This is a genomic window from Algoriphagus formosus (assembly GCF_002807035.1).
Classification (GTDB): domain Bacteria; phylum Bacteroidota; class Bacteroidia; order Cytophagales; family Cyclobacteriaceae; genus Algoriphagus; species Algoriphagus formosus.
In genome coordinates this window covers 1,294,336-1,316,500 of the sequence record NZ_NIUC01000001.1, presented here as the reverse complement: position 1 = coordinate 1,316,500, position 22,165 = coordinate 1,294,336, and the positions used below count along the sequence as shown (strand labels likewise).

At 42.3% G+C, this 22,165-nt stretch carries 24 protein-coding genes; 17 read left to right on the top strand and 7 right to left on the bottom strand.

Translation table 11 applies throughout. The features are described from left to right. Window positions 1-113: 113 nt before the first annotated feature. Entirely contained in the window at window positions 114-560 is a 447-nt protein-coding gene (locus tag CDH51_RS05870; protein WP_100627729.1) for an Hsp20/alpha crystallin family protein, read from the bottom strand. Window positions 561-744: 184 nt separating this feature from the next. On the opposite strand from CDH51_RS05870, the gene CDH51_RS05865 reads away from it, so the two are divergent. Both CDH51_RS05865 and CDH51_RS05860 read left to right on the top strand, forming a co-directional pair. Next, the gene (locus tag CDH51_RS05865; RefSeq protein WP_100627728.1) at window positions 745-2,169 is read left to right on the top strand and encodes an SLC13 family permease; all 1,425 of its coding nucleotides are present in this window, start codon (window positions 745-747) and stop codon (window positions 2,167-2,169) included. 91 nt (window positions 2,170-2,260) lie between these two features. Beyond that, window positions 2,261-3,370, top strand: coding sequence for a Gfo/Idh/MocA family protein (locus CDH51_RS05860; RefSeq protein WP_100627727.1), 1,110 nt, complete (start codon window positions 2,261-2,263; stop codon window positions 3,368-3,370). 25 nt (window positions 3,371-3,395) lie between these two features. Here the strand turns inward: CDH51_RS05860 and CDH51_RS05855 are convergent, their stop codons facing one another. From CDH51_RS05855 to CDH51_RS05840, 4 genes are read right to left on the bottom strand one after another with little or no spacing between them, the layout of a single operon-like run. Continuing rightward, window positions 3,396-4,559 (bottom strand): retroviral-like aspartic protease family protein, encoded by a 1,164-nt coding sequence (locus tag CDH51_RS05855; protein ID WP_100627726.1) that lies wholly within the window; start codon window positions 4,557-4,559, stop codon window positions 3,396-3,398. A gap of 3 nt (window positions 4,560-4,562) precedes the next feature. Then, window positions 4,563-4,934 (bottom strand): VOC family protein, encoded by a 372-nt coding sequence (locus tag CDH51_RS05850; protein WP_100627725.1) that lies wholly within the window; start codon window positions 4,932-4,934, stop codon window positions 4,563-4,565. Window positions 4,935-4,971: 37 nt separating this feature from the next. Beyond that, window positions 4,972-6,072, bottom strand: coding sequence for a Gfo/Idh/MocA family protein (locus CDH51_RS05845; protein ID WP_232724756.1), 1,101 nt, complete (start codon window positions 6,070-6,072; stop codon window positions 4,972-4,974). A 6-nt stretch (window positions 6,073-6,078) separates the two neighbouring features. Next, window positions 6,079-7,155 (bottom strand): DUF6544 family protein, encoded by a 1,077-nt coding sequence (locus tag CDH51_RS05840; RefSeq protein WP_157807048.1) that lies wholly within the window; start codon window positions 7,153-7,155, stop codon window positions 6,079-6,081. Window positions 7,156-7,494: 339 nt separating this feature from the next. Here CDH51_RS05840 and CDH51_RS05835 point away from each other — a divergent pair, with 339 nt between their 5' ends. Continuing rightward, window positions 7,495-8,991 carry a M28 family metallopeptidase gene (locus CDH51_RS05835; RefSeq protein ID WP_232724755.1) on the top strand — a complete coding sequence of 499 codons (1,497 nt, stop codon included), beginning with the start codon at window positions 7,495-7,497 and terminating at the stop codon, window positions 8,989-8,991. 28 nt (window positions 8,992-9,019) lie between these two features. Here CDH51_RS05835 and CDH51_RS05830 read toward each other — a convergent pair whose 3' ends face one another. Continuing rightward, window positions 9,020-9,247, bottom strand: a complete 228-nt coding sequence (locus tag CDH51_RS05830) for a hypothetical protein (RefSeq protein ID WP_100627722.1) — start codon at window positions 9,245-9,247, stop codon at window positions 9,020-9,022. Between the two features lie 23 nt (window positions 9,248-9,270). After that, window positions 9,271-9,765: a hypothetical protein gene (locus CDH51_RS05825; protein ID WP_157807047.1), complete on the bottom strand. Its 495-nt coding sequence runs from the start codon at window positions 9,763-9,765 to the stop codon at window positions 9,271-9,273. Between the two features lie 374 nt (window positions 9,766-10,139). Here CDH51_RS05825 and CDH51_RS05820 point away from each other — a divergent pair, with 374 nt between their 5' ends. From CDH51_RS05820 to hisF, 14 genes are all read left to right on the top strand, one after another. Further along, complete coding sequence (locus tag CDH51_RS05820; RefSeq protein ID WP_100627720.1) at window positions 10,140-11,552, top strand: anthranilate synthase component I family protein; 1,413 nt, start codon at window positions 10,140-10,142, stop codon at window positions 11,550-11,552. Window positions 11,553-11,563: 11 nt separating this feature from the next. Beyond that, entirely contained in the window at window positions 11,564-12,130 is a 567-nt protein-coding gene (locus tag CDH51_RS05815) for an anthranilate synthase component II (RefSeq protein ID WP_100627833.1), read from the top strand. Between the two features lie 24 nt (window positions 12,131-12,154). Beyond that, complete coding sequence (gene trpD / locus CDH51_RS05810; RefSeq protein ID WP_100627719.1) at window positions 12,155-13,165, top strand: anthranilate phosphoribosyltransferase; 1,011 nt, start codon at window positions 12,155-12,157, stop codon at window positions 13,163-13,165. A 9-nt stretch (window positions 13,166-13,174) separates the two neighbouring features. Continuing rightward, a complete protein-coding gene (gene trpC, locus CDH51_RS05805) occupies window positions 13,175-13,990 on the top strand; it encodes an indole-3-glycerol phosphate synthase TrpC (RefSeq protein WP_100627718.1) in 816 nt (271 codons plus the stop codon). Next, complete coding sequence (locus CDH51_RS05800; RefSeq protein WP_100627717.1) at window positions 13,990-14,628, top strand: phosphoribosylanthranilate isomerase; 639 nt, start codon at window positions 13,990-13,992, stop codon at window positions 14,626-14,628. The genes trpC and CDH51_RS05800 overlap by 1 nt, the downstream gene beginning before the upstream one ends. Before the next feature lie 12 nt (window positions 14,629-14,640). Further along, window positions 14,641-15,819: a tryptophan synthase subunit beta gene (trpB, locus tag CDH51_RS05795; protein ID WP_100627716.1), complete on the top strand. Its 1,179-nt coding sequence runs from the start codon at window positions 14,641-14,643 to the stop codon at window positions 15,817-15,819. A gap of 88 nt (window positions 15,820-15,907) precedes the next feature. After that, window positions 15,908-16,684: a tryptophan synthase subunit alpha gene (gene trpA, locus CDH51_RS05790; RefSeq protein WP_100627715.1), complete on the top strand. Its 777-nt coding sequence runs from the start codon at window positions 15,908-15,910 to the stop codon at window positions 16,682-16,684. A 115-nt stretch (window positions 16,685-16,799) separates the two neighbouring features. Next, window positions 16,800-17,819 carry a 3-deoxy-7-phosphoheptulonate synthase gene (gene aroF / locus CDH51_RS05785; protein ID WP_100627714.1) on the top strand — a complete coding sequence of 340 codons (1,020 nt, stop codon included), beginning with the start codon at window positions 16,800-16,802 and terminating at the stop codon, window positions 17,817-17,819. A gap of 80 nt (window positions 17,820-17,899) precedes the next feature. Next, on the top strand, window positions 17,900-18,151 hold the full coding sequence (locus CDH51_RS05780) for a type II toxin-antitoxin system Phd/YefM family antitoxin (protein ID WP_100627713.1): 252 nt from the start codon (window positions 17,900-17,902) through the stop codon (window positions 18,149-18,151). Next, on the top strand, window positions 18,148-18,402 hold the full coding sequence (locus CDH51_RS05775) for a Txe/YoeB family addiction module toxin (RefSeq protein WP_100627712.1): 255 nt from the start codon (window positions 18,148-18,150) through the stop codon (window positions 18,400-18,402). Before CDH51_RS05780 ends, CDH51_RS05775 begins: the two co-directional genes overlap by 4 nt. 452 nt (window positions 18,403-18,854) lie before the next feature. After that, complete coding sequence (locus CDH51_RS05770) at window positions 18,855-19,637, top strand: phenylalanine 4-monooxygenase (protein WP_100627711.1); 783 nt, start codon at window positions 18,855-18,857, stop codon at window positions 19,635-19,637. Window positions 19,638-19,773: 136 nt separating this feature from the next. Continuing rightward, a complete protein-coding gene (gene hisH, locus CDH51_RS05765; RefSeq protein WP_100627710.1) occupies window positions 19,774-20,370 on the top strand; it encodes an imidazole glycerol phosphate synthase subunit HisH in 597 nt (198 codons plus the stop codon). A gap of 90 nt (window positions 20,371-20,460) precedes the next feature. Beyond that, complete coding sequence (gene hisA / locus CDH51_RS05760) at window positions 20,461-21,180, top strand: 1-(5-phosphoribosyl)-5-[(5-phosphoribosylamino)methylideneamino]imidazole-4-carboxamide isomerase (RefSeq protein ID WP_100627709.1); 720 nt, start codon at window positions 20,461-20,463, stop codon at window positions 21,178-21,180. A 90-nt stretch (window positions 21,181-21,270) separates the two neighbouring features. Beyond that, window positions 21,271-22,026: an imidazole glycerol phosphate synthase subunit HisF gene (gene hisF / locus CDH51_RS05755; protein ID WP_100627708.1), complete on the top strand. Its 756-nt coding sequence runs from the start codon at window positions 21,271-21,273 to the stop codon at window positions 22,024-22,026. Window positions 22,027-22,165: the final 139 nt, after the last annotated feature.

Here is a 22,165-nt window from a genome sequence, read left to right as displayed (position 1 = left end):
ACTGAATTCCAACTGCTTTTATATGGATGGAATAAAAACCAAAAAAGAACCCCGGAATGTCCGGGGCTCCTTTTCTAACTATCAATCAAAAAATACTACCTCTATGGGTGTTTTCAGCCTACCGAAATTGCCTTTTTGGCTTTTCCTTCGGCTAGTGCTTTTTTAGGAAGGACTAGTTTCAACAAACCCTTTTCGTATTTGGCATCAATACTCTCTTCGGTGATATTTTCGGGAAGTACAAAAGACCTTCGAATACTTGAATACGAAAATTCCTTTCTTCGATAATCATCCTTTTCCTCTTCTTTTTCGTCCTTTTTCTCCGCAGAAATATTGAGAATGCCATCCTCCACTTCAATTTTGAAGTCCTTCTTTTCAAATCCCGGCGCCGATAATTCGATTTTAAATTCCTTTTCATTCTCGATTACATTGGCTGAGGGAACCTCCGCAGATTTGTCTGCGAACCACAATTTTTCATCCCAGTCGAAGGGATTCTCTGCGCCAAAGAAGTCCTGGACCATTTTGGGCCAAAAACCTCTATTTCGTTTTGCTAAAGTGCCCATGATTGAAATTGATTTTGTTGATTTAAATTTCGACTCTCTTCCTGAAATTTGGAATGACAAAAGTCAGGAAATCAGCTGATTGAGATCAAAATTTTCATTGAAAAGGCATCTTTTGCTAGAAATAATTCAAATTCTTTGTAATCGTTCGTAGCCTTTGTTTTTTTGTATCTATTAGTTTTAGGTTATGGCTTACACCGATTCAAGATTATCTGCTGTAAGACTTTTTCGAAAGATCAAGACTGGCTGGATATACGCTTCCTCTACCTTTGTGGGCAATTTTTTAATTGCACTATTTCTGACTTACCTTTTTAGAAAGCTAGGGTATGGAGTCGATGTGAATTACGTCTTTTTTCTTTCTATTCTTGCAGTTGGTTTATGGATCACAGAAGCGATTCCACCTTTTGCAGTGGGGATTTTTACGATAGCGGGATTGTTGCTTGGTTTTGGGACTGATTTCATCAAAACAGAGATCAATACTCCTGTGGAGATGTACTTGGGCACTTGGACGAGCAATGTAATTTGGCTACTTCTAGGAGGTTTTTTCTTGGCAGAGGGGATGCATCAGGTAGATTTGGACAAGTCCTTGTTTCGCTTCACTCTTAGACGTTTTGGAAGAAAGCCTAATCAATTACTTCTGGGCCTCATGTTGACAACGGCACTTGGGAGTATGGTAATGTCCAATACCGCGACGACTGCTATGATGGTGAGTTCAGTTTTACCCATCGCTCATTTGATGGGAAGGGACTCTCCCTTTACCAAAGCCTTGCTGATTGGAATACCCGCCGCGGCGACTCTTGGAGGGATGGGTACAATTATCGGAAGTACTCCAAATGCCATCGCAGTGGGTGCACTTCAGGAAAAAGGCATTTCTATCACCTTTGTAGAGTGGATGGCTTTTGGTCTTCCCACAGCTTTGATCTCGATTTATATTTTCTGGAAATTTCTAATCAGAAAATTAGATTTGACAGAAGTAGAAATCGATTGGAGTAGCTTGATTTCTAATAGCCCTGACATAAATCGATTTGAGCGCAATTCGGTCATTTTTACACTGATTCTCACGGTATCTATGTGGCTGACTGAACCTGTCCATGGTGTGCCAATTGCAGCGACATCTGCTATTCCCATCGTTTTACTGACCATCTTTCAAGTCATCAAAGCAGAAGATGTAAGACGTCTTCCTTGGGATACCCTGATGCTAGTAGCGGGAGGATTAGCACTTGGCATAGCCATGGTGGAGGTAGGCTTGACGGATATAGTCATGGATCGGATCAATACCTTATCTATCGCTACTGTCGGAGTGGCGGCAATCTTTGCTATTATCGGAGTTCTGATTTCAAATATCATGAGTAACACAGCCGCTTCCTCAATTCTTGTTCCGTTAGCTCTATCGCTACCTGGTCTTTGGGGCTTTACTGTTCCGCTTATTGTGGCTTTGAGCTGTTCCTGTGCGCTGCTCCTGCCTGTTTCTACGCCCTCGAATGCTATTTCATTTTCTACAGGAATGATCGCTCAGAAGGATTTTCGTCCCGGTGGTTTGCTGATGATCGGTGTTGGGCCTCTGCTAGCTTTTTTGGTCGTCTTGCTTTACGGCTATTTTTTCATTCAATAAAATTCAGACTTTTTCCTCATCGGCTGAATTTTAGACAGTTGATTATTAGGGAAAATGGGTCTATTTTGAATCAAAAATAAGTATCAAACTCATGATTGATTTTTCTAGAAGAGATTCTTTAAAGAAACTTGGTTTACTATCGGGGATGTCCATTTTGACTCCTCTAAATCTGATGGCGTGTAATTCTGCCACATCTAAGAAAAGGGATAAACTAGGCGTAGCCTTAGTCGGTTTGGGCTATTACAGTACCGATTTGTTAGCGCCTGCTCTGGAAATAACAAAACACTGTTACCTGGCAGGTATCATAACCGGGACTCCTGAAAAGGAGAAAATCTGGATGGACAAGTACGGGATACCAAAGGAGAATGTGTATAACTACGAGAACTTTGACTCCATCAAAGACAATCCTGATATCGATGTCATTTACGTGGTTTTGCCACCTTCCATGCACCGAGAGTATGTGGAGCGGGCCGCTGCAGCCAAAAAGCATGTTTGGTGTGAAAAGCCGATGGCGGTAACTGCCAATGAATGCCAATCCATGATCGACGCTTGTCAGGCAAATGGAGTCAGCCTATCTATTGGTTACCGCTGCCAGCATGAACCGAATACCCTAGAGTTTCAGCGAATAGTCAAGGAAGGATTGCTAGGCTCAGTTCAGCGGGTAGAATGCGCTGCAGGCTATCGGGAAAACCGGACTAATCACTGGAAGCAAAAGCGAGAAATGGGAGGTGGAGTGATTTATGATATGGGAGTTTACTCCATTCAAGGAGCTCGATTGGGTAGCAATTTGGAACCCATTGCAGTCAAATCAGCCAAAGTCTGGACAGAAAGACCGGAAATCTACAAGGATGGTCTGGGAGAAATTGTGGAGGCCGAATTGGAATTTCCAAATGGGGTAAGCGCTTGGATTAAAACTAGCTTTGCAGAGAATGTCAATTTCCTCAATATTTATTGTGAAAATGGGACGATCGAAATGGCTCCCTTTCAGGCTTATGCTGGGAATCGCGGAAAAAGTCCTCTAGGAGAAATCAATTTCCCCTATCAAGTCCCTTGGCAACAAGCCAATCAGATGGATATGGATGCACTCGCGATTATGAACAATCAACCCATGAAGGTGCCTGGAGAGGAAGGGAAGCGGGATATCCGGATCGTGGAGGCGATTTTAGAATCCGCAGAAACAGGTCAGCGAGTGGTGATTTAATTTTGATACCTTGAATTGTTCAAGTCTAATTTCTCAGAGGAATTCTGCTAAATATCAGCTCTTGTCCATTTGTTTTTTTGATTATCATCTGATCTAATTTTAGACCATAGTACCACTGAACAAACTGGCATTGATCTTCAAAGCTTGCCGTTGGAATTCCATTGACTTCCAAGATTTCTTCTCCGATCTCAATTAATTCGTCCTCCGGACTAAGTCCTATCGATTTGCCAGAAATTAGCACCTTTCCATCCTGAAAATTCAAATCGAGATGATTGGGATCTTTAAAGCGACCGGGATTTTCTTTAAGATTTAAATAATAGGCAGACTCAGAATTATTGATAATTGTCTGTTTGGTGAAATGAGAGAAAAAGCCGAGCCCGATTTTTTCCGTTGTAGGGTATTCAAAATTGGCAGGTATCCATGGAAAGTCAACATCGGCAATTTTCAGAGATTTCAAAAGAATACTAGTGGTCGGTGCGATGGTTTGACTAACTGCACCAGTACTCAAGCTGATATTAGGATTGTCTAGACCGAGTGATTTTTTGGAAGCCAAAAAGTCCTGAATGGTCGTTTTTCTATCCGAGAGATCCAGAACCCCGGTGAACCCAGTATCAATCAGGATATTTTCGTAAACATATCCTTCAAAAGAAAAATCAAGAAAGGGACGGTTGTTGAGGTATTTGACCGGAACTTTTACGAAGTGACTTTCAACCGGAAATGGCTTTAGCGAAACATGAATAAGCTTTTCATCAAAATCAATCTTCCAATTGAGTTTTTCAATCACATTGGAGCCAAGGAGGTAATAGTCATGGCAAACTAGGTAAGGCATATCGAAAATCAAGCTACTGACATTGGAAACTTTGAACCCTCCAATTTCTACTAAATTGGTGTTAGCGGTCCGTACTTTTTTTCTATTCTTATTCGCATCGGTCAGAGTCATGGATTTTCTTTTTCTAGAAATCCCTCCTTTGTCGATAACATTTTTTCCCGCTAAGCCCATAGCAGCACCGGTATCAAAGGCAAAATCTATTTCCTGACCATTCATTTTGCCTTTGAAAATGAGTAGGCGAGCATCCATGTGGAAGGGAATGGTAAAGACAGTATCCTCATTCGATTGAGCGCTGAGCTTTGTCCCAGAAAAGAGGAGAATAATAGTTAGGATCCGGAAAATGAGTGAACTCTTCTTCATTTTTTAAACATGTCGATCAATAAGGATTGAGTTTCCATCAGGGTCAAAAAGTAGGATACTTGCAGGACCTGAACCATATGGGTCGGCTTCCTGAGCCAATGGAATTCCGGATTCCTTGAGTGATTTTTGGATTTTCCGGATATCGTCGTAGTCACTTATTTCCTGAGCTTCCTGATTCCAACCAGGGTTGAAAGTGAGGATGTTTTTTTCGAACATTTCATGAAAAAGGCCAATCAAAATCTGATCGTTTTTCATGATAAGGTAGTTTTGTTCGTCGCCTCCGGCAAATACTTCAAATCCAAGTTTTTCATAGAACTCTTTGGACGCTTGAAGATTTTTGACTGAAAGACTTATGGAGAAAGCGCCTAGTTTCATGATCTATAGTTTTAAAATTTCAAGAAATTACAAATTTTCAATCAAAATAAACAGTCTTTCCCTTCTCAGCACTTTCCTTAGCAGCCTCCAAGATTTCCATCACCAAGAGATTATTTTCTAGGGAATAAAGATCAAAGTTTGGCAATTCTAGTTCCCCCCTGACAACGGCTTTTAACATCAGAAATGGGTCGGGGTAGGGAGGGGGGAGCTCGGGAAGATTATATACCTGCTCTTGAAATCCATCGTAGCCTTCTGCCAATCTAGTCCTTAATTGATTGCGATTGTCTGCGTAAATCACCCCCTTTTCAGCATAGATTTCCATGTCCTTTCTACCGATGGGCCAGTTCCATGAAGCTTGGATAATCAATTGCTTATCAGGGTAATTGACGATGATGGTAGCATCATCCTCCACCTTGGGGTTGTTTTCAGGCTGAAGCTGCTGGGTGATGGCAGTAACAGAAATGGGGCGTTCCCCTGCTGTGAGCCAAGTCATCAGATTGGCTCCATAGCAACCAAAATCCATCAAGGCGCCTCCTCCATTCAATTTGGGGTCGGTCAACCAATCCAAAAATTCCGGGCCAACGCCGATCTTTTTTGGTCCTCGGTGACCATCTCTGACAATGATTTTCACTGCTTCACCAAATTCTCCTGACTCCAAAATCTCTTTGGCTCGATGGTTAGTAGGATACCAACTCGTCTCGTAATTTGTCAGCAGGTGAATTCCATGTTTTTTTGCCAAGGCTTCCATTTCGCGGGCATGAGCCAAACTGACGGCTAGTGGCTTTTCGACCATGACGTGGATTCCTCTTGGAGCTGCCTCTTGGACGATTTTCAAGTGATCGAAGGTGTTTCCAAATGCGGCAATTGCTTCAGGCTTAGTCTTCTCTAGCATTTCTGCTAAATCATCATAGACCAAGCTCATTGAGAAACCGAACTGATTGGCATATTTTTCCGCAAGCTCTCGGTTACTTTCTGCGATACCTACAATTTCATAATCGCCCCGATCCATAGAAGATAGAACCCAGCCTACATGTCCGTGGCTTAGGCCTCCTACCGCCAATCGAAGCTTTTCAGTTTGTGCCAACGCTATATAATTCATTCCAAAAAGGAAAAGACAGATGATTAGCTTTTTATTCACGGGTTTCTAGTTGTAAGTATATTTAATGGAATCAATCTGCAAGCGGAGCCAGGTCCAGTCGCCTTCTGGTAGTTCCCAAGTTGCATTCATTTTGCTGGGGATTCGAACGCCCTCAAAATCCCTGTATTCTTCCACTTTCAAAATCCAGGGGAATCGTTTCGAATCTTCTTTGTTTTCATAAAATCGCAAAGCTTCGAAACGAACAAAATCACCAGCTTCATTGAAATGAAAAGTTCCGCTACCACTAGTTTGATTTATCCTCAGAGTAGCTTCTGCAGTATTTTGATCAATTTCTTTCCAACTGATAGCCGGATGAAGGGCCAAGCTAGGCATCCAAACAAGTTCACCTAAAAACCGCTGTAGGCTTCCCTCATTTATTTTATCTCCGCTCTCGTCCACCATGGGGATGGCCGCTCCAATACGAATAAGCATTTCGCCATTTCCATCTTTGAATTGATCTCTACCAAAAATTTTAATGCCGGGAATCATATCCATCTCTACTTGCCAGTGGAAGCCAAGCGGATCTAAGCTGCTCACTTGAAAAGCTTGGGCTTCTTTCCAATTCGTTTGATCCGGTTTCATTTTCATATGGGCAGTTTGATGGATTTCAGCAGAGATCATGGGACTTTCCATCCGGTATCCTGAAGCCTTCAACCATTTTTGGATAGCAGGAGGTAGTTCTTCTATTTTTCTCAGATCAGGAATACTTCCCAATTCCTTAAATACAGCTTTTTCCGAATCGATTTTTTTCTCCCAATTAGCCTGATAGATCATTTGTATTGCTACAAATAGGAGAATCAAATTGGCGATACTGCCGAATTTTGCATCCTGCCAGACTGTGAAAATGAGAACCTGCGAAAGGACTACAGCTGCGAGACCCAGGTAGCCAGCTAATGGTTTCCCTAAGAAAGAAGCTACTGCAAAGGCTAAGAAGAACAAAGTCCCAATTAGCCAAAAAACTCCTTGAATTGTTGAAATAGGCTGAGTGAGTTGTTGGATTTCAGCCAATTTGAATGCCTTGAGAAAACCCATCAAATGGATTAAGCCATGCAGGCACGCAAAAAAAAGTAAGGCCGTTTTCATTTTTTTATGATTTGTGCTTGAGCTTCCTCCAATTTTGTAATTTTCTATCCATAATCAAATTTTGAGTAGCTTACTTCACGAAAATTATCCTTCTGAATCTGATGAAATCGACACGATTAAAATAATCAATAAATAGGCAGGTAAATGATTATTTTAATCGTAAAAGATTCCATCAGACCATTGAAAATCAAAAATAAACTGATGAAAAATATCCCTTTTAAACTCTTGTTCTTGGGGCTGTTATTTGCAGCCTGTGAATCTCAAGAAACCTATCAATTTCAAGTTTCTGATCTATAGCCTCATATCGATACCCTATCATCGGATTATTTCGAAGGGCGAATGCCTTTCTCTGACGGAGAAAAAAAGACAGTAGACTATCTTCTGCAGGAGTTTCAAGAAATTGGCCTCGAACCTGGTAATGGAGATTCCTTCATTCAGGATGTCCCCTTGGTATCTATTCAAACCACGGCTTCCCCAACAATGGAGATTTCATCCGAAGATCAAAAATTGACCTTGGAAGGGCTGAAAGATTATGTGCTTTGGACTCAGCGGACCGAGTCTGAGGTAGCCTTTGAGGATGTGGAAATGATTTTCGCAGGCTTTGGTATCGTCGCTCCTGAGTATGGGTGGAACGATTATAAAAACATCGATGTAAAGGATAAAATTGTGGTAGTCCTGGTCAATGATCCGGGCTTTGGTACAGAGGATCAGGATTTTTTCAAAGGAAATACCATGACCTACTACGGTCGATGGACCTATAAATACGAAGAAGCTATTCGTCAGGGAGCTTTGGGTTGTCTGATCGTTCACAATACGATTCCGGCTGGTTATGGCTTCAATGTGATTCAAAATTCATGGAATTCGTCCAAGCTTTATTTAGATGATCGTGGGAAAGAGGACTATAAGTTGGCCTTCGAGGGATGGGTGACTTTGCCTACGGCAAATGAGCTTTTTGAAATGGCTGGTTTGAATGAGCGTGAACTCTTGGCCAAGGCACGAAAAGCAGATTTCGAACCGATTCCCATGAATTTGAAAGCTAGTGCAAGTATGGAAGTGGAGGCTACCTACAATACATCCAAAAATGTGGTGGCCAAGATTACAGGCTCGATAAGACCCGAGGAATATGTGGTTTATACCGCGCATTGGGATCATTTGGGAATCGGAAAGCCGGATGAAAAAGGAGATAGCATCTACAATGGAGCTTTGGATAATGCCTCAGGTACGGCCGCTCTTTTGGCAATTGCCAAAGCGTTTAAGGAAAGTGAGCAGCCAGAGCGATCTGTGGTTTTCTTGGCTGTCACGGCAGAAGAACAGGGACTTTTGGGTTCAGCTCATTACGCTCAAAACCCGATTTATGCCCTAGAAAAGACCGTTGCCAATATCAATATGGATGGAATAAACCCTTACGGAAAAATGCGTGACGTTTCTGTCATCGGTGTTGGACAATCCGAGTTGGAGGATTTATTGAATGTGGAGTTGGAAAAACTGGGTCGGTATTCAGCTCCGGAGCCCAATCCTGTTGCTGGATATTATTTCCGTTCGGACCACTTCAATTTTGCCAAAGTTGGCGTGCCGGCCTTGTATTTTCACACAGGAATTGATCATGTGGAGAAAGGAAAGGAGTATGGGAAAACGCTACAGGCTAATTATACGGCCGAATATTATCACAAACCATCAGATGAGTACGATCCTGAGCGCTGGAATCTTGATGGGGCGGTAGATGATGTCCAATTGCTCTTTAATATCGGACAGAATATTTCCAATAGTAACAATTGGCCTAATTGGAAGGCTGGTTCTGAGTTTAAGGCAATTCGGGATGGGTATATGAAGAAGTGATTTTTGGGTAATTTACCTTATTAGAAGTCTAGATTTTCGCCAAAAGCAACTGAAATTCCAAAGGGCTGCAAGGCTTAAATTCATCTTCGGCCAAATCCTCAAAAATTTCTTCATCGAAGGTCATTTCTGTTTTTTCTACTTTTCCGTCAGGATGTAATATCAATTCCGTACCGGTGTAATCTGAGGGATTGACCATTACCAAAACCTGATAGTCATCAAAAATCCGCTTGAAATACTGTGCTATTGCCTTGCCCATAGTTTTTTCTGCAATAATAGCATTTAGTGACTATACGTGATAGAATTATAATGGTAAATGACCTCCTGAGGAGGATTTTGAGTATCTCGGATTCTTTGAAACAAAAACATAGCCTGAGCTAAAAAATCGTTTTCTTCATATGTTTTTATTGGTGTAAAAGCATGGTTTTTTACAAGAAAAAGCGGTCCGAAAGGTCCGGTGATTTCATAGCCGTTTGGAAAATTTTTACGGTCTAATTTAATCACTGACACATCAATAAATTCAATTCTAGCATTCCCAAGAAAAAATCCCCCTCGTCCCCTTGCAATTTCTAGATCAGAATTTTGATCTATAATTCTAATATTCTTGATTAAAGGCCGATTTCGATGAAAAAAAAGCCGAAATTTTCTCTCTTTTGATTCCAATTCAGCATATCGAAAACCCTGATCAATTTTCAATAATGCAGACTCCCCATTAGGATCCTGATATTTAACTTCAGCCATAGGCATTTCCCAAGAAGGGGGATTTTGAGCTTTCACCAAGTAAAAAGAAAATAGTAGCGAAAATGTCGTGAAAATGGTTTTGATGTTCATAAGGAGGGATTTGAAATCAATGAGTTTACGCAATTGAAATTCAGAAAGTTTTAAGTTGCCTCTACCAAATTCGTAGAGCGATCTTTGTTTTTTGAAAAAAAGAATCAAAATTTTGTCTAGATGCTTTGTCTTTTGCTTTCCCTTCCTAAATTTGCCGATATCTTATGAAACAAAGCACAAACAAATATTGGTGGTGGCATACTGAAACTTTCCCGGGGAAAGCACAGAAAGCCCTTGCCTAAATTTGAATGCAAGAAATATATGAAAGGCTTACTGGTTTCCCCCGGTAAGCTTTTTTTTATGTCAAAAAATAACCACTCATGAACCACGTGAAATTTCCTATTCTGACCACCTACAAAAAGCGATTGGCTGATACGATTACCCCGGTGAGTATTTACCTTCAGATTCGGGATCGTTTTGCGAATCCGATTTTGCTGGAAAGCTCCGATTATCATGGCCAGGAAAATAGCTACTCCTACATTTGCTTCAATCCATTGGCTACCTTTTCCTTCAACGATGGGAAGGTATCTGAGAAATTGCCAAACGGAGAAGAATTAAACTACGAAGTCAGCTCAGAAAAGCCATTAATGGATCATTTGAGGGCTTTTGGAAATAAATTTGACCCAACACCAGACAAGTTCAAGTTTAGCACAAACGGACTTTTTGGCTATATCCAGTATGATACGGTAGGGTGGTTTGAAGATATCAAACTGAGTAAAACTCAGCCCAACGAGATTCCGATGATGCATTACTCCATGTATCAAAATATCATCGTGGTCGATCATTACAAAAATGAACTTCATCTTTTCGAACACCGAGTAGCCGGAGCTGAAAATCCGGAGTACATGGCTGAAATTGAGCAATTGCTCAATAATAAAAATATTCCTGCCTATTCCTTCAAGAAAGTTGGGGAGGAAGTTTCCAACTACACGGATGAGGAATTTCTAAAAATCCTGAATCAAGGAAGGGAGCATTGTTTTCGAGGTGATGTCTTCCAGATCGTACTTTCCAGAAGGTTTACCACTGAGTTCAAGGGGGATGAATTCAATGTGTATCGGGCTCTTCGCTCTGTCAATCCTTCGCCGTATTTGTTCTATTTTGATTATGGTTCTTTCAAGGTTTTTGGAAGCTCGCCAGAGGCACAGATTGTGGTCAAAAATCGAAAAGCAACGATATATCCGATTGCCGGGACTTTCCGCCGTACGGGAAATGATCAGGAGGATGCAGCTCTTGCCCGCAAATTGTATGATGACCCGAAGGAAAATTCAGAGCACGTGATGTTGGTAGACCTGGCAAGAAATGATCTTTCGCGTTCCTCCGATGTGGTCAATGTGGATGTCTTCAAAGAAATCCAATATTATTCGCACGTCATTCATTTAGTGTCAAAAGTAACAGGAGAACTGCCGGAAGGAGCCAATCCCCTGCAACTCGTGGCAGATACTTTTCCTGCCGGGACACTTTCCGGAGCTCCAAAATACCGGGCTATGGAACTCATCGACGGCCTTGAAAACATCAGTCGACAGTTTTATGGAGGCGCGATTGGCTATTTGGGATTCAATGGAGATTTCAACCATGCCATTTTGATCCGATCCTTTGTCTCAGAAAACAATCAGCTTCGCTTTCAAGCCGGAGCCGGTGTAGTGGCCAAGTCCTCCATTCCATCCGAATTGCAGGAGGTGGCAAATAAACTGGAGGCACTAAGAGTAGCACTTCGTGCTGCTGAAAACATTTAATGTTATTGACCATGAAAATTTTGGTGCTCGACAATTACGATTCCTTCACCTACAACCTTGTGTATATCATCAGGCAGCTAGGCTATGCAGATCGGATGGATGTCTTTCGGAATGATAAGATTTCCTTGGAAGAGGTAGCTCAATACGATAAAATCCTGCTTTCCCCCGGTCCTGGTATTCCAGAAGAGGCTGGGATCATGCCCGAATTATTGAAAAGGTATTCTTCTGAAAAGTCTATTCTAGGAGTTTGCCTGGGACATCAGGCGATTGGGGAAGCTTTTGGCGGCAGTTTGATCAATTTGTCTGAAGTCCTACACGGAGTAGCTTCTCAGGTGAAAGTGGAAAAAGATTTGCTTTTCGAAGGAATCACAGATACTTTTCCTATTGGAAGGTATCACTCTTGGGTCATTGACGAATCCACCCTTTCGCCAGACCTAGAGGTGATAGCTAGAACTCCGGACCGACAAATCATGGCCGTTCGCCACAAACAGTTTGCCGTCAGAGGAGTTCAGTTTCATCCCGAAAGTATCCTGACCGAAAATGGAGTCAAAATCATTCAAAACTGGTTGGAATCCTGATTTCTGCCCAAAATCACCCATAAAATGAAAGAAATTTTAAATCAACTGATCGAGCATAAAACTTTGAGTCAAAGTCAAGCTCGTGAGGTATTAAAAAACTTGGCAACAGGAGCCTATAATTCCTCTCAAGTCGCAGCCTTTATGACGGTGTATTTGATGCGTTCGATCACGGTCGAAGAGCTTCGAGGCTTCCGTGAGGCTATGCTAGAGCTTTGTGTGCCGGTAGAGATTGCTGAATACGATGCCATGGACCTTTGTGGTACGGGAGGTGATGGAAAAGATACATTCAATATTTCCACCCTTTCTTCTTTCATCGTCGCAGGAGCTGGGCAAAATGTCGCCAAACACGGTAATACAGGAGTTTCCTCGATTTGTGGATCCTCAAATTTGCTGGCTTATTTTGGCTATGAATTTACCAATGACATCAGTGAAATCAGGCGCTCATTGGACGAGGCTGGTATTTGCTTTCTGCATGCACCACTTTTCCACCCTGCGATGAAAAATGTGGCTCCGATCCGAAAAGAGCTTGGTGTAAAAACCTTCTTCAATATGCTTGGCCCAATGGTCAATCCAAGCTTTCCCAAGAAGCAATTGGTGGGAGTTTTTAGCTTGGAGTTGGCCCGATTGTATGCCTATCTCTATCAGGAAAGTGATGCGCAATTCTCCATTTTACATGCCTTGGATGGCTATGACGAGATTTCGCTTACGGGAGATTTTAAAATGATATCCAATTCTGGGGAAAAATTATTTAAGCCAGAGCAAATCGGACTCTCTAAACTGAATGCCGAAGAAATCAAAGGAGGTGAAACTGTGGAAGAATCCGCTAAAATCTTCGAAAATATTTTAAGAGGAAAAGGAACGAAGGCTCAAAATGAAGTTGTTTTGGCCAACTCGGCTGCGGCTTTGGTTACCGCCAACCCTGATCTCTCCTTCCCGGATGCGGTGGAGCAGGCTCGAGAGGTATTGCTAAGCGGAAAAGCCTTTGATGTCTTTAACGGACTAGTCAATCCCAAAACCTCTGTTTCATTCGCTTAAACATTGATTATGAATATTTTAGAAAAAATAATTGCTGACAAATACCGTGAGGTAGCCGAGCGCAAAAGCTTGATTCCAGTCAAACTGCTTGAAAAAAGCATCTTCTTCGATGGCAAGGTGGTTTCGATGAAAAAGTATGTGACTGATCCTGAAAAATCCGGAATCATCGCCGAATTCAAGCGAAAATCACCTTCGAAAGGTCTGATTAATGGGGCTGCTTCGGTAGAGCAAGTCAGCATTGGCTACATGCAGGCTGGAGCTTCTGCCTTGTCCATTTTGACTGATCAGGAGTATTTTGGTGGAAGTAGTGAAGATTTGAAAGTCGCTCGCAAATTCAACTTTTGCCCGATTCTTCGGAAGGATTTCGTGGTGGATGAATACCAAATCATTGAGGCCAAATCAATTGGTGCAGACTGCATTCTTTTGATAGCTGCGGCTTTGGAGCCAGAGAAGCTTAAGTCACTTGCATACTTTGCAAAAAGTCTCGGATTAGAGGTTTTGTTGGAAGTTCATGATGGAGAAGAATTGGAAAAAAGCCTAAATGACGGAGTGGACCTGGTAGGAGTGAATAACCGAAATCTGAAGACTTTCGATGTTTCCATCGATACCTCTTTGGAGCTAGTTTCAGCGATTCCTTCTTCTTTTGTAAAAATCTCTGAGAGTGGGATTTCAGATCCTAAAACCCTCATTGAGTTGAAGAAGGCTGGATTTGACGGTTTTCTGATCGGAGAGAATTTTATGAAATCGAGTAGGCCGGAGCAAGCTGCTTACAATTTCATCAAGGAGTTTAAAAAATTAGCTGCGAGCGAATTATCAGAAGTCTGATGGAAATCAAAGTCTGCGGCATGCGTGAGTTAGGCAATATCCAAGGATTGATCTCTGAGGTCAAGCCTGATTGGATGGGATTGATTTTTTATCCCAAATCCCCACGCTATGTGACTGAGGATAAAGCTATAGATTTCAATAAAGTTGAGGTAAAAAAAGTCGGGGTTTTCGTCAATGAAACGGAGATCGAAATTCTTCGAAAAGTCAATCTTTTTGGACTCTCAGCCATTCAATTGCATGGAAGTGAATCTGCTGAATTTGCCGAGCGACTTTGCCAAAATACGGAAGCTGAGATTTGGAAGGTGATATCCGTAAAAGAGGAGGTTGATTGGGAAAGTTTGGAAGGCTACTTGCCATTTGTAGATAAATTCCTTTTTGATACCGCGACTGCCGCGCACGGTGGTTCGGGAAAGAAATTTGATTGGTCTGTTTTGGAAACTTATCCCTTCGACAAAAGCTTTCTTTTGAGTGGGGGACTGGATGAGGAAAGTGCCGGTGAAATTCTAAATTTGAACCGCCAAATTCCACAATTGAGCGGGGTAGATTTGAATTCCAAATTTGAGGATGCGCCGGGTTTAAAGAATATTGAAAAATTGAAAAAATTTAAACAAAAGCTTCTGTCACAAGAGGCCATTTAAACGGGAGAAGATATGATAAGAGTGGATGAAAAGGGTTTTTATGGAAAGTTTGGAGGTGCCTACATCCCTGAGATGCTCCATCCCAATATCGAGGAGTTGAGAGATAATTACGAGTCCATTGTGGCCTCAGAGGAATTCCAACAAGAGTTTCAGCTTTTGCTGAGGGACTTTGTGGGAAGGCCGACCCCATTATATTTTGCCAGCCGATTGTCAGAGACCTTTGGAGCAAAAATTTACCTAAAGCGAGAAGATCTTTGCCATACAGGAGCACATAAGGTCAACAATACCATCGGTCAGATCATTTTGGCCAAGAAACTCGGAAAAAAGCGAATCATCGCCGAAACGGGAGCTGGACAGCACGGAGTAGCTACAGCGACGGTTTGTGCACTGATGGGGATGGACTGTACCGTGTACATGGGCGAACTGGACATTGAGCGTCAGCGTCCCAATGTGGAGCGGATGAAAATCTTGGGTGCTAAAGTTGTGCCCGCTACTTCTGGCTCCAAAACGCTGAAAGATGCAACCAATGAAGCCATGCGTCAGTGGATCAACAATCCCGTGGATACGCATTATATCATCGGTTCGGTAGTAGGTCCGCATCCTTATCCCGAGATGGTAGCCCGGTTCCAATCGGTGATCTCAGAGGAGATGAAATGGCAACTGAAGGAGAAAGAAGGACGCGAAAACCCGGATTTGGTCATCGCTTGTGTGGGTGGAGGTTCGAATGCGGCAGGAGCCTTTTATCACTATTACAATACGCCTGATGTTCGCCTGATTGCTGCTGAGGCCGCGGGATTGGGAATCAGTAGTGGCAAATCTGCAGCAACTACCGTTTTGGGAACGCCCGGTATTTTGCATGGTTCGAAAACCATTCTGATGCAAACAGAAGATGGTCAAGTAGTCGAACCTCACTCCATTTCTGCAGGTTTGGATTATCCTGGGATCGGACCCGTTCATGCGCATTTATTTGACATTGGCCGGGGTGAATTTGTTGCGGTGGAAGATGAAGATGCCATGAAAGCGGGGATTCTACTCAGCCGTACGGAAGGAATCATTCCAGCCATCGAGACAGCCCATGCTATTCATGCATTGAACATGATCGAGTACCGCAAAGACGACGTCATTGTGATCAACCTTTCCGGCCGAGGGGACAAGGATCTGGAGACTTATATTAAATGGGGAGGATACTGATAAAAGTCCGATGCTGGATGTCAGATGATCGATGTATGCTAAAATACTCTCATCGGACATCGGACAACGGACATCAAACAAAAATTTCATGAACCGAATACATTATTTATTCAACAACAAGCAGGAGCGGGTGCTCTCGATCTACTTTACGGCTGGTTTCCCCCATTTGGATGATACGATTCCTGTAATGGAGGCCATTCAGGCAGGTGGTGCGGATATTATCGAGATTGGCGTGCCTTATTCTGACCCGATCGCAGATGGTCCGACCATTCAGGATAGCAATAAGATTGCCTTGGAAAATGGTATGAGCATGAAGAAGCTTTTTGAACAACTGAAGGGCTTTCGTGCCAAAATTCATATTCCTGTAGTCTTGATGGGTTACTTGAATCCAATCATTCAGTTTGGCATGGAGGACTTTTGCAAAAAGTGCAAGGAGGTCGGAATTGACGGTTTGATCGTTCCTGATTTGCCGATGCAGCAGTATTTGGATGAGTTCAAATCGCTTTTCGAAGAATATGGATTAGTGAACACCTTCTTGATTTCCCCACAAACTTCCGAGAAGCGGATTCGGGAAATTGATGAAAATACAGATGGCTTTATTTACATGGTTTCTTCCCATTCCATCACCGGAGCAAAAAGTGGAATCAGCAAGGAGCAAATCACTTATTTCAAGCGGGTGCAGGATATGAATCTTAAAAATCCTCGTCTGATCGGCTTTGGGATTTCCGATGCGGAAACCTTCACCACCGCTTCCAGCTACAGCCACGGAGCCATTATCGGTTCGGCTTTTATCAAAACTGTCAAAGACTCAAAAAACTTGAGTGAGGATATTAAGAATTACTTACAATCTGTATTGAAAAATTGAAAGCACACTTCCGCCGCGGCGGATTGGAAAATCCTTTAAATCAACCCAATTCATACAATTAACCAAGAAGAGTTGGGAAGACTCGTAATTCGTATTTCGTAAATCGTACATAAAAATGATTATTCAACTACAACCCGATATTTCTTCTAAGCAAAAGGAAACCTTGATCGATAAGGTCAACGGAATCGGATATAAAACCACAGAAGTCAAGACTCAATTGGGGGACTACCTGATCGGTATTGGCAAGAAAGATTTTGATATCCGTAAAATTGGCCAACTCGATGGCATCCGGGATATACATATTGTCTCCGATGAATACAAACTGGTTTCCAAAAAATGGAAGGCCAAACCAACTTCCATCGACTTGGGCGACGGGGTATTTATTAAGGATGGAGAAATGGCTATTATTACCGGGCCCTGCTCTATCGAGTCGGAAGAGCAGATTCGAAAGGTGGTCGCTCATTGCGTCGAAAACGGAATCCGAATGATGCGTGGTGGTGTATTCAAGCCGCGAACTTCCCCTTATGCTTTCCGAGGTATGGGCATTGATGGGCTCAAGCTTTGGCACTCAATAGCCTCAGAGGCTGGCATCAAAATAGTCACCGAAGTGATGCAAACCTCCCAAATCGAAGAGATGTATCCTTATGTAGACATTTATCAGGTAGGGGCTAGAAACTCCCAAAATTTCAATCTGCTCGACGAACTCGGTAAAGTGGATAAAGCCGTGATGATCAAGCGTGGTATTTCTGGTACGATAGAAGAATTGCTTCAGTCTGCTGAGTATGTTTTCTCTGGAGGAAATGAAAAACTGATTCTCTGTGAGCGAGGAATTAGAACCTACGAAAAGGCATCAAGAAACACCTTGGATCTGAATGCGATCCCGATTTTGAAAGCCAAGTCCCATCTTCCGGTGATTGTGGATCCTTCTCATGGAATTGGTATTCGCTCTTATGTGCCACAGATGGCCTTAGCCGGTGTGATGGCTGGAGCTGATGGAGTTATCTATGAATCCCATGAAATTCCCGAAAAAGCCTACTCTGACGGACAGCAGACCTTGGACTTTGCGCAAAGCACACGATTAGCTGCTTGGATTCGGGAAAGTTTTGCGATGCGGAAAGGGTTTGATTTGCTTTAAGGGCGTCATTCTATCTTTAAGGAAACTTGAATTATTTTATTTACGTACGGATTTAAGTACATTTATAAAAATATTTGGCTATGAAAGTGGTAAACTACACGGACTTGAGGGTGAACTTGAAGAAATGGTTTGATTTGGTTGTAGATGATCTGGAGGAAGTGATTATAAAAAGGAAAGACAACCGAGACTTGGTCTTGATCTCCTTGGATGAATACAATGCGCTCAAAGAAACCAGCTATTTGCTCTCTGGTAAAAACAGGGATGTTCTTATGAAATCCCTTGAAGAAGCTAATGCAGGAAAAATCATTGAAAGACCTTTGATTGAAGAATGAGAATTGTCTGGACGGTGACGGCTTGGAACGATTACCTTTATTGGCAAAGTATCGACAAGAAAAAACTCAAGCGTATTAATGAACTAATTAAAGCGGCTCTTAGAGATCCCTTTCATGGAATTGGCAATCCTGAACCGCTCAAACACGATTTACAGGGATTCTGGTCTAGGAGGATTGATGGTGAACACCGGTTGGTTTACTCATTTCAAAACTCGGAATTATTAATTATTGCCTGCAGGTATCATTATTGATTTACACAACTGACAGACAGCAGACCTTGGACTTTGCGCAAAGCGCCAGATTAGCCAAGTGGATTCGGGAAAGTTTCGCGATGAGAAAGGGATTTGAGTTGTTGTAAAAGCACTTGCTTTGTAAACCTTCTATTGAGTATCTTAGTAGCAAATTAGATCATGAATCCAACCCCAAGAACCTTTATTCATCATTCCCACTATCCGCTTCAATGAAGGAATGGGATGAGTATGGTTTCTTGTGAACGATATCAAAGCCTATTCCAATTGCGGGATGGGCTTTTTTCGTTTAAGAGTCACTTCAAAAGGCTACGAGGCTTTTCCGAAAGCAGCAGAGGTGTGGCTTGTTAAGATCCTGCTTCAAATGAAGTAGGATAAGGGCAAGGGTTTTAAGAAAAAGAATCGAAACCCAAGAGATAATTAGAAGTTAGATAAGTATAAACCCAAATAGAAATATGACTGATAAACCGAAAAACTGGGTCTTTAGCGACCCCCGATTGCAGGATCTCAAACAGGACTATGAGGCATACACGGCGGAAGATTTTAAGGTATGGAAGATTCTCTATGAGAGACAAATGCCCAATCTACCCAAAGCAGCCTCTCAGGCCTATTTGGATGGGGTGGAGATTGTAAAATTCACTGCTGAACGCATTGCTAATTTTGAGGAACTCAATAAGATTTTGAAGGAAACTACAGGATGGGCAGTTCAGGTTGTACCGGGCTTGATCGATGATGATTTATTCTTCGGCTTGCTAAATAATCGAAGATTCCCTTCTTCCACATGGTTGCGAAAAATGGAGCAATTGGACTACCTCGAGGAGCCGGATATGTTCCATGATGCCTTTGCACACATGCCTATGCTTACCAATCAGCCTTATGTGGACTTTTTGGAGAAGCTTTCAGGCATCGCACTGAAGCATATCGATGATCCATGGGCGATTCAGTTGCTCAGCCGAATTTATTGGTTTACGATTGAGTTTGGTTTGATCCGTGAGAATGGAGAGTTGCGCATTTATGGAGCAGGGATTTTGAGCTCTAAAGGTGAAACTAAATTCTCTCTCTCTGATGAACCTGCTCATTATCCCTACGATGTGAAAAGAATCATGAATCAGGAGTATTGGAAGAATAAATTCCAGGATAAATACTTCGTGATCGAAAGTTATGAGCAACTTTACAACTCCATTCCAGAAATAGAAGCGGTTTTGGAGGAAATGTTAGCTGAAAATAAGGTAAAATAAAAGCTAAATAGTAGCGCTTGGAAATACGATTAAAATACATCCTGACAAGTCAGGATGAAATAAGGTAGAAATATTTCTAATTATTTCGCCCCGGGGAGCCGGGGCTTATTTCTACAGTATTTCAGATTAGAATAAAATGAAAATAGCCGTAATCAAATACAACTCCGGCAATGTGCAGTCGGTCTTGTATGCGCTGGAGCGATTGGGAGCTGAAGCTGAGCTAACTGATGATCCGGAGAAAATCTTAAATGCCGATAAGGTCATTTTTCCTGGTCAGGGAGAAGCGAGTACCGCGATGACTTATCTCAAAGCCAGAAAACTAGATCAGTTGATTCGGGAAATCAAGCAACCCTTTTTAGGAGTTTGTTTGGGTTTGCAATTGCTTTGCGAGCACTCCGAGGAAAATGATACGGATTGCTTGGGCATTTTTCCGGTGAAAGTTAAACGCTTTATCCCTGAAAACTCTCAGGAATTCAAGGTTCCCCACATTGGCTGGAATGAGTTGGAAAATCTAGCTGATAATGTCCTTCTAAAGGATCTGCCTGACCCAAAATTTCTCTATTATGTGCATAGCTACTATGCGGAATTGAGTGAAGCTACGATTGCTAGCACGCATTATATTCATGATTTTACAGCTATTCTTCATCGGGATAATTATTGGGCGATTCAAGCCCATCCTGAGAAAAGCAGTACTGTGGGGGAGAAGTTGCTGAGTAATTTCCTTTCGATTTAGAAACACGAAATACGACCGAAATCAAAATCAACTTAACAACTTTACCACTTTTAACCTTTCTACTTAATTTTCCAATCCTTCAATTCGCTTATGTTTATCATTCCCGCCATAGACCTTATAGATGGTAAGTGTGTTCGTCTCAGTCAAGGCGATTACAGCAGCAAAAAAGAATATCACGACGATCCTGTGGAAATGGCTAAGCGTTTTCAGGATGCAGGGATTCAGCGCCTTCATTTGGTAGATCTCGATGGCGCCAAAGCCAAACGAATTGTCAATGATCAGGTGCTTTTGGATATCACTCAGAAAACCAGTTTGAAAGTAGATTTTGGAGGAGGGGTTCAAAGTGAAGAAGAGATCGAAAAAGCCTTTTATTTGGGTGCATCTCAGGTGACGGGAGGCTCCGTAGCGGTAAAAAAGCCTGACATGTTCAAATCTTGGTTGATTACCTACGGTCCGGAAAAACTCATCTTGGGAGCTGATGCCAAAGACCGTAAGATTGCGATTCATGGTTGGGAAGAGACTACGGAGCAAGAGGTGATTGCTTTCATTAAGTCCTACTTCCAATTGGGAGTTCGCTATGTGATCTGCACGGATGTGGCTAAAGACGGTTTGTTACAAGGTCCATCGGTGGAACTATATCAAGAAATCATGGAAGAGATTCCTGATCTAAAACTGATTGCCAGTGGAGGAGTTTCCTCAGTCAAGGATTTGGAAGAATTGGAGAAAATTGGGATCTATGGAGCCATTGTCGGAAAAGCCTATTATGAAGGGAAGGTGAGTTTGGAAGAATTAGCAGAATTTAATCGATAGCAATAGGCCAACGTTGCAACCTTTCAACTTAATTTTCCAATCCGCCGCAGCGGACAAGTACTTTCAATTTTAAAATTTTCCTATCCGAAAATGTTGACAAAAAGAATCATCCCCTGTCTCGATATCAAAGACGGTCGCACCGTCAAAGGTGTCAATTTTGTACAATTGCGGGATGCAGGTGACCCGGTAGAACTAGCCAAAGTCTACTCAGATGAAGGAGCAGACGAACTGGTCTTTTTGGATATCACTGCTACGGTAGATAAGCGAAAAACCTTGGCTGAATTGGTGACTAAGGTTGCCATGGCGATCAATATTCCCTTTACAGTCGGAGGAGGAATTTCTACGGTAGAAGATGTGAAGGTTTTGCTAAATGCTGGTGCGGATAAAATCTCCATCAATTCAGCAGCGGTCAAAAATCCAGGCGTGATTGATGAAATGGCTCGGGAGTTCGGTTCGCAATGCATCGTGGTCGCCATCGATACCCGGGATGTGGATGGTACAGACTATGTGCATACGCATGGGGGAAGGAAGCCAACCCTTTTACAAACTCAAAAATGGGCAAAAGAAGTAGCTGACAGGGGGGCGGGTGAAATTCTGCTTACTTCCATGGATCATGATGGTACGAAGGGAGGTTTTGCGAATGAAATTACCGCTGAGATTTCATCGGCTCTTTCTATTCCTGTGATTGCATCCGGAGGAGCGGGTACCATGCCTCATTTCAAAGATGTGTTTACCTTTGGAAAAGCAGATGCTGCTTTGGCAGCGAGTATTTTCCACTTTAAAGAAATTCCTATTCCTGAATTGAAAAGTTATTTGATTGGGGAGGGAATATCGATTAGAAAGTAACCTTTGAGGTTTTTTAGACCTCGGAGGTTTTAATAAGTTATTAAAGAAATACAATCGAAATACGTTGAAATGTGGCCCGTTAAAACGGGCAGAAATATTGGGTAAACTCTTTCCGTTTTTATTTCACCCTGACTTTTCA